Source organism: Micromonospora sp. AMSO12t (assembly GCF_008806585.1).
GTDB classification, from domain to species: domain Bacteria; phylum Actinomycetota; class Actinomycetes; order Mycobacteriales; family Micromonosporaceae; genus Micromonospora; species Micromonospora reichwaldensis.
Genome location: NZ_WAAS01000219.1, coordinates 1 through 11091, shown reverse-complemented (window position 1 = coordinate 11091; position 11091 = coordinate 1). Strand labels below are relative to the sequence as shown.

General features: G+C 72.7%; 8 protein-coding genes. 4 read left to right on the top strand and 4 right to left on the bottom strand.

The window, feature by feature from the left end; genetic code table 11:
- Positions 1–86 precede the first annotated feature (86 nt).
- The 4 genes from F6X68_RS24905 to F6X68_RS24890 form a co-directional block, all read right to left on the bottom strand.
- Positions 87–1775, bottom strand: coding sequence for a methylmalonyl-CoA mutase (locus F6X68_RS24905; RefSeq protein WP_151456558.1), 1689 nt, complete (start codon positions 1773–1775; stop codon positions 87–89).
- A gap of 108 nt (positions 1776–1883) precedes the next feature.
- The gene (locus F6X68_RS24900) at positions 1884–2297 is read right to left on the bottom strand and encodes an Asp23/Gls24 family envelope stress response protein (RefSeq protein ID WP_151456557.1); all 414 of its coding nucleotides are present in this window, start codon (positions 2295–2297) and stop codon (positions 1884–1886) included.
- A 74-nt stretch (positions 2298–2371) separates the two neighbouring features.
- Positions 2372–3307, bottom strand: a complete 936-nt coding sequence (meaB, locus tag F6X68_RS24895; protein ID WP_370518982.1) for a methylmalonyl Co-A mutase-associated GTPase MeaB — start codon at positions 3305–3307, stop codon at positions 2372–2374.
- 102 nt (positions 3308–3409) lie between these two features.
- Positions 3410–4609 carry an acetyl-CoA C-acetyltransferase gene (locus tag F6X68_RS24890; protein ID WP_151456555.1) on the bottom strand — a complete coding sequence of 400 codons (1200 nt, stop codon included), beginning with the start codon at positions 4607–4609 and terminating at the stop codon, positions 3410–3412.
- 60 nt (positions 4610–4669) lie between these two features.
- Between F6X68_RS24890 and mce the strand changes: the two genes are divergently transcribed.
- The 4 genes from mce (at position 4670) to F6X68_RS24870 (ending at position 10899) form a co-directional block, all read left to right on the top strand.
- Positions 4670–5143, top strand: a complete 474-nt coding sequence (gene mce, locus F6X68_RS24885; RefSeq protein ID WP_151456554.1) for a methylmalonyl-CoA epimerase — start codon at positions 4670–4672, stop codon at positions 5141–5143.
- Between the two features lie 346 nt (positions 5144–5489).
- Positions 5490–6845, top strand: coding sequence for a crotonyl-CoA carboxylase/reductase (gene ccrA, locus F6X68_RS24880; protein ID WP_151456553.1), 1356 nt, complete (start codon positions 5490–5492; stop codon positions 6843–6845).
- Positions 6846–7155: 310 nt separating this feature from the next.
- On the top strand, positions 7156–8418 hold the full coding sequence (locus F6X68_RS24875) for a cell division protein DivIVA (protein WP_132231256.1): 1263 nt from the start codon (positions 7156–7158) through the stop codon (positions 8416–8418).
- A gap of 186 nt (positions 8419–8604) precedes the next feature.
- Complete coding sequence (locus F6X68_RS24870; protein WP_151456552.1) at positions 8605–10899, top strand: hypothetical protein; 2295 nt, start codon at positions 8605–8607, stop codon at positions 10897–10899.
- Positions 10900–11091 lie beyond the last annotated feature (192 nt).

Here is an 11091-nt window from a genome sequence, read left to right as displayed (position 1 = left end):
CTCCGGTCCTCGGCAGGAGGCCTGCGCGGCAACTGCCGGGACACGGGGTGCGGGATCGCGGTGGAGCGGGGTCGAGGGGGACGGGGTCAGAAGCGGGCGGGTTCGCGGTAGACGCCCCACTCGGCGCGCAGGGCGTCGCAGATCTCGCCGAGGGTGGCCTCCGCGCGGACGGCGTCCAGCATGGCCGGGATCATGTTGCCGTCGGTCCGGCCGACGGTGACCATACGCTCGATGGCGGCCTTGACGGCGGCCTCGTCGCGGCCGGCTTTCCGCTCGGCCAGCACCCGGCGCTGCTCCAGCTCCACCTCGTGCGAGATGCGCAGGATCTCCAGGTCCTTGGCGACCGTGCCGGTGTGGCAGTTGACCCCGACGATCCGCTTGTCGCCCTTCTCCAGCGCCTGCTGGTAGACGAAGGCGGATTCGGCGATGTGGCCGGTGAACCAGCCGTCCTCGATGCCGCGCAGGATGCCGGAGGTCATCGGGCCGATCTGGTGCGGACCCTCCCCGCCGAGCTGCCGGATCCGGGCGAAGATCTCCTCCGCCTCGGCCTCGATCTTGTCGGTGAGCGCCTCGACGTACCAGGACCCGCCCAGCGGGTCCGCCACGTTGGTCACCCCGGTCTCCTCCATCAGCACCTGCTGGGTACGCAGGGCGATCTCGGCGGACTCGTCGGTGGGCAGCGCCAGGGTCTCGTCCAGGGCGTTGGTGTGCAGCGAGTTGGTGCCGCCGAGCACCGCCGCGAGTGCCTCCACGGCGGTACGCACCACGTTGTTGACCGGCTGCTGGGCGGTCAGCGACACCCCGGCGGTCTGCGTGTGGAACCGCAGCCAGAGCGCCTTCTCACTGGTCGCGCCGTAGACGTCGCGCAGCCAGCGGGCCCAGATGCGGCGGGCGGCGCGGAACTTGGCGATCTCCTCGAAGAAGTCGACGTGCGAGTCGAAGAAGAAGCTCAGGCCGGGTGCGAAGACGTTGACGTCGAGCCCCCGGGAGAGCCCCAGCTCGACGTAGCCGAAGCCGTCGGCGAGGGTGTACGCCAGCTCCTGCGCGGCGGTCGAGCCGGCCTCGCGGATGTGGTAGCCGGAGACCGACAGCGGCTTGTAGCGCGGGATCTCCCGGGCGCAGTACTCCATCAGGTCACCGATCAGGCGCAGGTGCGGCTCCGGGTCGAAGAGCCACTCCTTCTGTGCGATGTACTCCTTGAAGATGTCCGTCTGCAACGTGCCGTCCAGGGTGGACAGGTCGGCGCCCTGCCGCTCGGCGGCCACCAGGTACATGCAGAACACCGGCACCGCCGGCCCGGAGATGGTCATCGACGTGGTGACCCCGGCGAGGTCGATGCCGTCGAAGAGGGCCTCCATGTCGGCGGCGGTGTCGATGGCGACGCCGCAGTGGCCCACCTCCCCGAGCGCCTGCGGGTCGTCGGAGTCCCGGCCCATCAGCGTGGGCATGTCGAAGGCGACGGAGAGACCGCCGCCGCCGGCGCCCAGGATCATCTTGTAGCGCTCGTTGGTCTGCTGGGCGTTGCCGAACCCGGCGAACTGCCGGATCGTCCAGGTCCGTCCGCGGTAGCCGGTCGGGTAGAGGCCCCGGGTGTACGGGTACTCGCCCGGCCAGCCGATGCGCTCGAAGCCCGGGTGGTCCACGCCCTCCGGCGGCCCGTAGACCGGGTCGACGGGCATCCCGGAGAGCGTGGTGAAGTCGGCGTCCCGCTTGCGCGCGGCGTCGTAGCGGGCCTGCCAGCGTGCCCGTCCGGCGGCGATCTCGTCGGCGTTCATCGGCGGGGCTCCTCCTCGAGTCCTCGACTGCACTGCGAGTGTAGAGCCCAGACCTGAACGATCGCTAAGTAAGTTCGTACCGGCAGGTAACCTGGGCCGCCGGACGCGTCACGCGACGGGCGCGGCGGGACCGCCCAGGGCCACGTCGTCGACCCTGATGTTGACCTCGTCAACCCGCAGCCCGTACGCCTCGACCGCCCCGGCGACCTGCTCCCGGACCTCGGCGGTCACCTGCGGCACCGCACGGCCGGCCTCGATCACGATGACCAGGTTGACCACCGCCGCGCCGTTGGTGACGTGGGCCGAGCAGCCGCGCCGGGCGTCGCCGACCTGGTCGAGCCCGACCTTGTCGAGCACCGCGTTGAAGAACCGGGCCACGTCCCCGCCCAGCTCGACCACCCCGGGCACGGACCGCGCGGCGGCCACCGCGATCTTCTCCACCACCTCGTCGGAGACGAGCGTCGTCCCGCCCGGCACCGCGTCCGGCGTCACCGACAGCTCCTGCGTCGCCTCGTCGCCCATCGTCTCCCCACTCCGCCGCGCACCGCCCCACGCCGACCGTGGAGCGGTGCGAGCGTACTAGCTCGACGGGCCCCTCAGGAGCCGAGTTGGGAGAGCAGTTCGTCGGCCGCCGCGTACGGGTCGAGGGCGCCCTCGGCCACCTTCGCGGCGAGCGCCGGCAGCTCCGTACCGTCGCGCAGGGAACCGATCCGGGCGCGGAGCACGCCCAGCGCGATCGCCTCGACCTCGGCGGCGGCCCGCGCCTCCTGGCGGCGGCGCAGCTCGCCGTGCTCGACCAGCCAGCCACGGTGCTTGTCGATGGCGGCGGCGATGTCGTCGATCCCCTCGCCCCGGGAGGCGATCGCGCGCACCACCTGCGGCCGCCAGTCACCCGGGCCGCGCTCGCCCAGGGCGATCATGCCCTGGATGTCGCGGTAGGTGGCGTCGGCGCCGTCCCGGTCGGCCTTGTTGACCACGAAGACGTCGGCGATCTCCAGGATGCCGGCCTTGACCGCCTGGATGGCGTCGCCCATGCCCGGGGCGAGCAGCACCAGCGTGGTGTCGGCCAGCGAGGCGACCTCCACCTCGGCCTGCCCGACGCCCACGGTCTCCACCAGCACGACGTCGCAGCCGGCGCCCTCCAGCACCCGCACCGCCTGCGGCGTGGCGGCCGACAGCCCGCCCAGGTGGCCCCGGCTCGACATCGACCGGATGTAGACGCCCGGGTCGGTGGCGTGGTCCTGCATCCGGACCCGGTCGCCGAGGATCGCCCCGCCCGTGAACGGGCTGGAGGGGTCGATGGCCAGCACGCCCACCCGGTGGCCGCGGGCGCGCAGCGCCCGGACCAGCTCGTTGGTGGTGGTCGACTTGCCCACCCCGGGCGAGCCGGTCAGCCCGACCACCTGGGCCTGGCCGGCGTACGGCGCGAGGGCCGCCGCGATCCGCGGCAGCGTCTCGTCGCCCGACTCGACCAGGGTGATCAGCCGGGCCACGGCGCGCGGATCGCCCGCGCGGGCCCGCTCGACCAGCATCGGCACGTCCCGGCTGCGGCGCACCGGGGGTGCGCCCGTCGCCGGGACGTCGTCGACGATCTCGCTCACTGTGCTGCCTCTACGGGATCGGCCGGCCGGCGGTCAGTGACCGCTCTCGCCGGGAGCCGGGACGTGGATGATCAGAGCGTCGCCCTGGCCGCCGCCGCCGCAGAGCGCCGCCGCGCCCGTGCCGCCGCCCCGGCGCTTGAGCTCCAGCGCGAGGGTGAGCACCAGCCGGGCGCCGGACATGCCGATGGGGTGGCCCAGCGCGATCGCCCCGCCGTTGACGTTGACCTTGTCCGGGCTGACCCCGAGGTCACGGGTGGACTGGATGCCGACCTGGGCGAACGCCTCGTTGATCTCGATGAGGTCCAGGTCCTCGATGCCGAGCCCGCCCTTCTTGAGCGCGTGCTGGATCGCGTTGGACGGCTGCGAGTGCAGGGAGTTGTCCGGGCCCGCGACGTTGCCGTGCGCGCCGATCTCGGCCAGCCAGGTCAGCCCCAGCTCCTTGGCCTTGGCCTTGCTCATGACGACCACCGCGGCGGCGCCGTCGGAGATCGGCGAGGCGCTGCCGGCCGTGATCGTGCCATCCTTGGCGAACGCCGGGCGCAGCTTCGCCAGCGACTCGGCGGTGGTGTCCGGGCGGATCCCCTCGTCCTCGCTGATCACCACCGGGTCGCCCTTGCGCTGCGGGATGACCACCGGGGTGATCTCGTCGGCGAAGTGGCCGTTCTTCTGCGCGGCGGCGGCCCGCTGGTGGCTGGCCGCGGCGAACGCGTCCTGCTCCTCGCGGGTGATGCCGTGCCGCTCGTTGTGCCGCTCGGTGGACTCGCCCATCGCGCAGCTGTCCCAGGCGTCGGTGAGCCCGTCGAGCGCCATGTGGTCCTTGACCACCACGTCGCCGTACTTGTAGCCGCCGCGCTGGCCGAGCAGCAGGTGCGGGGCGTTGGTCATCGACTCCATGCCGCCGGCGACGACGATGTCGAACTCGCCGGCGCGGATCAGCTGGTCGGCCAGGGCGATCGCGTCCAGGCCGGAGAGGCAGACCTTGTTGACGGTCAGGGCCGGCACGGACATCGGGATGCCCGCCTCGACCGCCGCCTGGCGGGCCGGGATCTGCCCGGCACCGGCCTGGAGCACCTGGCCCATGATCACGTACTGGACCTGGTCGGGGGCGACGCCGGCGCGCTCCAGCGCCGCCTTGATCGCCACGCCGCCCAGTTTGGTCGCCGGGAGGTCCTTGAGGTTGCCCAGCAGGCGCCCCATCGGGGTCCGCGCGCCGCTGACGATCACCGAAGCCATGCCTGCCTCCGAGGGGTGCCGACCTGTACGCCTTAACGATTGTTCGGTCAGACTAGCGCCATGGCTGAGAACTCCCCCGTCGAGACCGCTGCCGACTATGTCACAGACATCGGCCTGCGCCGCATCGACCACGTCGGGGTCGCCGTCGCCGACCTGGACGCCGCGATCGACTTCTACCAGCGCACCTTCGGGATGCGCTGCGTGCACACCGAGGTGAACGCCGAGCAGGGCGTACGCGAGGCGATGCTGGCCGTCGGCCCGGACGCCGAGGGCGGCTGCGTGCAGCTGCTCGCCCCACTGACCCCGGAGTCGACCATCGCCAAGTTCCTCGACAAGAAGGGCCCGGGCGTGCAGCAGGTGGCGTACACCGTCGCGGACATCGACGCCGCCTGCGCGAAGCTGCGCGAGCGGGGCGTGAAGCTGCTCTACGACACCCCGAAGCGCGGCACCGCCAACTCGCGGGTCAACTTCGTCCACCCGAAGGACGCCGGCGGGGTGCTGGTCGAACTCGTCGAGCCCGCCGCCGGGCACTGATCCCCACCTTCGGCTCCCGCCGACCGGGCGGGAGCCGGAGGCCACTCCCCCGGCCGCCGGAGAAGGGGCCGGAGGCCACTCCCCGGCTGGTGGGAGAGGGGTCGGAGGCCCCGCCGAGCGCGCCGGTGCGTGGTTCCACCGCCGCCCGGGCACCTCCACGCATCGGCCAATGCAGTTTTTCACAGAGGACTTCCGGCCCTACCTACTCTTCAGTAACGTCCCGCCCCACAGGAGCGCGGCCGGTACCGGATGTGTCGGATGCCGACATGGCGGTGGGCCGCACCGACGCCGACGATGGCAGCACCCAGGCCCGCGTGGGCGGGGTGCGGACGAACGGGAGGTCGACGTGCAGGACATCCTCGAAGCGATCATGGCGGCGGAGGGATCCGACCAACCCGCACGGGAGCTCGCCGGGATCGCCGGCCTGCCGGTACCCGAGACGTACCGCGGCGTGGTGGTGCGCGCCGACGAGACCCGGATGTTCGACGGCCTGGCCACCCGGGACAAGGACCCGCGCAAGGCGCTGCACGTGCAGGAGGTGCCGACGCCGGAACTGGGGCCGGGCGAGGCGCTGGTCGCGGTGATGGCGAGCGCGATCAACTACAACACGGTCTGGACCAGCATCTTCGAGCCGCTGCCGACCTTCAAGTTCCTCGAGCGCTACGGCCGGCTCTCCGAGCTGACCCGCCGGCACGACCTGCCGTACCACGTGGTGGGCTCCGACGCCGCCGGCGTGGTGCTGCGCACCGGGCCCGGGGTGACGAAGTGGAAGGCCGGCGACGAGGTCGTCGCGCACTGCCTCTCCGTGGAGCTGGAGGACGCGGCCGGGCACGACGACACCATGCTGGATCCGCAGCAGCGGATCTGGGGCTTCGAGACCAACTTCGGCGGCCTGGCCGAGCTGTGCGTGGTCAAGGCCAACCAGCTGATGCCCAAGCCGCGCCACCTGAGCTGGGAGGAGGCGGCCAGCCCGGGGCTGGTCAACTCGACTGCGTACCGGCAGCTGGTGTCGCACCACGGGGCGAACATGAAGCAGGGCGACGTGGTGCTGATCTGGGGCGCCTCCGGCGGCCTGGGCGGCTACGCCACCCAGATGGCGCTCAACGGCGGCGCGATCCCGGTCTGCGTGGTCTCCTCGCCGGAGAAGGCGGAGCTATGCCGGAGGATGGGCGCCGAGCTGGTGATCGACCGCACCGCCGAGGGCTTCCGCTTCTGGAAGGACGAGCAGACCCAGGACCAGGACGAGTGGCGCCGCTTCGGCGAGCGCATCCGCGAGCTGACCGGCGGCGACGACCCGGACATCGTCTTCGAGCACCCCGGCCGGGAGACCTTCGGCGCCAGCGTCTATGTGGCCAAGAAGGGCGGCACCATCGTCACCTGCGCCTCCACCAGCGGCTACCTGCACCAGTACGACAACCGCTACCTCTGGATGCATCTGAAGCGGATCATCGGCAGCCACTTCGCCAACTACCGCGAGGCGTGGGAGGCCAACCGGCTCGTGGCACTGGGCAAGGTCCACCCCACCGTGTCGAAGACCTACGCGCTGGAGCAGACCGGCCAGGCCGCGTACGAGGTGCACCGCAACGCGCACCAGGGCAAGGTCGGCGTCCGCTGCCTGGCCCCGACGGACGGGCTCGGCGTACGCGACCGCGAGCTGCGCTCCCGGCACGAGGACGCGATCAACCGGTTCCGCGGCCACTGACCCGAGGGACGAGGCGCCGTCGCCCATTGCGGTGAACGGCGATTGCCTTTCCGCCTAGTGTCTGACGCTCATTCGAGCGATGCCGACCATGGCGCGACAAAGGGCCGCGGGGTACTCCCGCGGCCCTTTTCCATGTCACGCTCCGTGCCCTCTCCCCTGTCACGCTCCGTGCCGTCCGACCCGCCCGGGACCTGCCAAGATCGGCGATCTGCCCGGTCCTCGGCGGACCCGCAGTTGACCATGTAATGAGGACACGAAAGCTCGGCACCGCTCTTGCGAAGCACCCTGGGGGGTCTGCGAGTATGTCCCAATGCCCCAGCAGTCCTCCCCTCTTGCGTTCTTCGATAACGCGAACTCGCAGCCCGATTTCACCGTTGGCCTGCGCGGCTACAACACCCACCAGGTCGATGACTTCATCGGCCGGATGACGGCCGCGCTGACCCAGTCCGAGCAGGCCCGCGCCGAGGCCGAGCAGCGGATGAACGACGCCCAGCGACGGCTCCGCCAGGCCGAGCAGCGGATGAGCGCGCTGGAGCAGAAGCTCGCCGACACCAACAAGCAGCTCGAGGAGAACAGCCGGCCCACCCTCTCCGGCCTCGGCACCCGCGTCGAGCAGATCCTGCGGCTGGCCGAGGAGCAGGCCAACGACCACCGCAACGAGGCCAAGCGCGAGTCGGAGGGCATCCTCTCCGCCGCCCGCCTCGAGGCGCGCGAGATCACCGACAAGGCGCGCGCCGAGGCGGCGGCCATGAAGGCCAACGCCGAGCGGGAGGCGGGCAGCGTCCGCACCGCCGCCGAGCGCGAGGCCGCCGAGGTCCGCGTCCAGGCCCGGCGCGAGGCCGACACGCTGCGCGCCGACGCCGACCGGGAGACCAAGCAGCTGCGCACGGTCACCGCCCACGAGGTCGCCGAGCTGAAGTCCACCGTCGAGCGCGAGGTCGCCACCCTGCGGGCCACCGCCGAGCGGGAGATCACCCAGCAGCGGGCGAAGGCGGCCCGCGAGGCCGAGGAGAAGCGCGCCGAGGCGACCAAGCTGCTCACCGACGCCCGCGACAAGCGCGACAAGGACCTCCAGGCCCTGGAGCTCCAGCTGGCCGAGCGCCGGGAGAAGGCCGAGCGCGAGGAGTCCGAGCGGCACGCCGCGCAGGTGGCCCAGACCCAGAAGCTGGTCAGCGAGGCCGAGCAGCGGGCCCACGCCGCGCAGGAGCGGGCCAAGGAGATCGAGCAGCGCGCCGAGGCCCGCCGGGTCGAGTCGGAGCGCACCGCCAACGAGACGGTCGACAAGGCCAAGGCGCTGGCCGACAAGACGCTCACCGAGGCGAAGGCCGAGTCGAAGCGCCTGCTCACCGAGGCGCGCACCGAGGCCGAGCTGACCACCCAGGCGGCCCGTCGCGAGGTCGAGGACCTCACCCGGCAGAAGGACGCCGTCACCTCGCAGCTCGGCCAGATGCTCTCCGGCCTCGCCGGCATCGTGCCGGGCGTGCCCGCCACGCCGCCGGCCGCGCCGGCCAAGCCGGAGGCGAAGAAGGCCGACAACGCCGACGAGCGGGTGGCCGCGGAGACCGCCAACTGACCCGACCGACCCACCCGACCGGGGCATGATTTCCACGGCGCGGGGTGACACCGGGTGACCGGTGCGCCCCGCGCCGTACGCTTTTTCCCGCCGAGCGAATTGCCCGGGCGTGTCGGCAGTGAAGTAGGTCCTATCCGGGGCGTCCGTATCGCCCCAGCCGGACTGGAGGCGTGTGAGGATGGGGGCATGTCGCACGGCGAGGAACTGTTCGCTCTCGGCGGGGATGTGACCACGGAGCCCAGCTTCGAGTCCGCTCTGCGGGGGTACGAGAAACGACAGGTCGACCGGTACGTCGCTCGCGCGGAGCACGAGATCGCGGCCCTGGCGGCCGAGCGGGAACAGGCCTACACACAGATCCACAAGCTGGCCGGCCAGGTCGAGGTGCTCCAACGTGACCTCGCCCAGGCACGCAAGTCGTCCGGGGCTCTGGAGAACGTCTCCTACCGGCACCTGGGCCCGCGGGTGGAGCAGATCCTCACCATCGCCGAGGAGCAGGCCGACGCGATCCTGGCCTCCGCCAACGAGGAGATCGAGGCTCGCCGGGCCGCCGCGGAGCACATCGTCGACGAGGCCCGCGAGCAGGCCGCCACCGCCCTCAAGGACTTCGAGATCGCGCTGGCCGCCCGCCGGACGGAGGAGGAGCGGCACACCGCGGCCCGCAAGGCCGAGGCGGACGCCGCCGTCCGCACCGCCAAGGACGAGGCCGCCCGGCTGCGCAAGGCCGCCCAGGAGGCGCTCGCGAAGGCCCAGCAGGAGGCCACCCAGCTGCGGGACGCGGCCAAGGAGATCCACCAGCGGGCCCAGCAGGAGGCGACCAAGCTGCGCGAGGCCGCCAAGGAGGTGCACGCCAAGGCGCAGCAGGAGGCCACCCAGCTGCGGGAGGCCGCCAAGGAGGTGCACGCCAAGGCCCAGCAGGAGTCCAAGCGCCTGGTCGACCAGGCCACCGAGGCGGGCCGGGCCACCCACGCCAAGGCGCAGCGGGACGCCAAGCAGATCATCGACGACGCCGCCGGCGCCGGCCGGGCCACCCGCGAGAAGGCCCGCCAGGAGGCCGAGCGGCTCACCACCCAGGCGGCCGAGACGGCCAAGCGCAACCGCGCCGAGACCGAGGCGTACGTGCAGCGGATGCGCAGCGAGACCGAGGCGTACGTGCAGCACGCCCGGGCCCAGACGCAGCAGGAGCTGGGCGCCTGGCGGGCCGGGGTGGAGCAGGAGGTCAACAGCCGGCGCGAGGCCGCGGACCGCGAGCTGACCCAGCGCCGCGCGGCGGCCGAGCAGGAGTTCACCAAGCGCCGCGACGAGCTGGAGAAGCAGTACAAGACCCGGCTCGCCGAGCTGGAGAAGCAGCACACGAGCCGGCACGACGAGCTGGAGTCCGGGTTCGAGTCGCGCCGCGCCACGCTGGAGGCGGAGTACACCGCCCGGAAGAACGAGATCGAGCAGGGTGCCACCGCCGTCCGCCAGGCCGCCGAGCAGGACGCGCTGACGATGCGCCGGCAGGCCGAGGAGGAGGCCGCGGCGCTGCTCGGCCGGGCCGAGTCGGAGGCGGCCGACAAGCGCCGCAAGGCCGACGAGCACGTGGCGACGTCACGGCGGCAGTTCGAGGAGTACGCGGCCACGACGCAGCAGCACCTGGCCACCACCCAGCAGCACCTCGCCGCCACCCAGCAGGAGGCCGCCGCCAGCCGTCAGCAGCTCGCCCAGGTGATGCTGGAGATCGCCCAGGCCCAGCAGGAGCTGGCCGACCTGCGGCAGGAGACCTGGAAGTCCCGGCAGGAGTCCGACGAGCTCCAGCGACAGGTGGCGGAGCTGCGGTTGGGTCGGCTCGCCGCGGCCGACCTGCCGGGCGGCACGGACGGCGCCGCCGCCCCGGTGGTGGCGGACGGCAAGCCGGCCACGGCGAACGGCGGCAGGCCCCGCCCCGACACGGACAAGACCTCGGCGGGCGCGGGTGCGACCCCGGTCGGCGCGGGCACGGACAAGGCGGACAGGACCCCGGCGGGCGCGGCCACGGCGGGTGCGGGCACGACCCCGACGGAAGCGGCCAAGGCGGATGCGGCCACCGCCCCGGCGGGCGCGGGCACGGCGGGCAGGACCCCGGCGGGTGCGGGCTCCGCGGACAAGGCTCCGGTCGCGGGCGGGGCGACGGGCCCCGCAGCGGCTCCGTCCTCCTCGGACGGGAAGCCCGCCGCCGGCAAGGTGGAGCCGGAGGACGCCGGGCAGCCGGCCAAGGGCCGGATCGAGCCGGCCGACGCCGGGCAGCCGGCCAATGGCAAGGCCACCGTGACCACCGTCGACGGGGGTACGGCCAGCGCCGGCGTGGACGGGGAGCCGACCGTGGCGGCGGTGCCTGGCGAGGGAGGTCGGGGCGCCACCCCGACGAAGATCACCAGCACCGGCGAGAACGGCAAGCGTCCGGCGAAGCCGACCACCGACGAGCGCAGCGCCAAGCCGAGCAAGGTCGTCGTCGAAAAGGACTGACCCCGGACCGCTCCACCGCCCGACAGCTGAGGCCGTCCAACGGATCTTGGAAGGATCAGGCCCCTATAGGGGCCGTGCCGTACCAAGATCTCAGGACTTCGGTCCTGCCCGCACCCAGAGGGTGCGCGGAGGGGCGGCGTTGGCTGGTCCCGGTGGCCCAGCCGGGTCGGGTGGCACCGCCCGGGTGGGTGG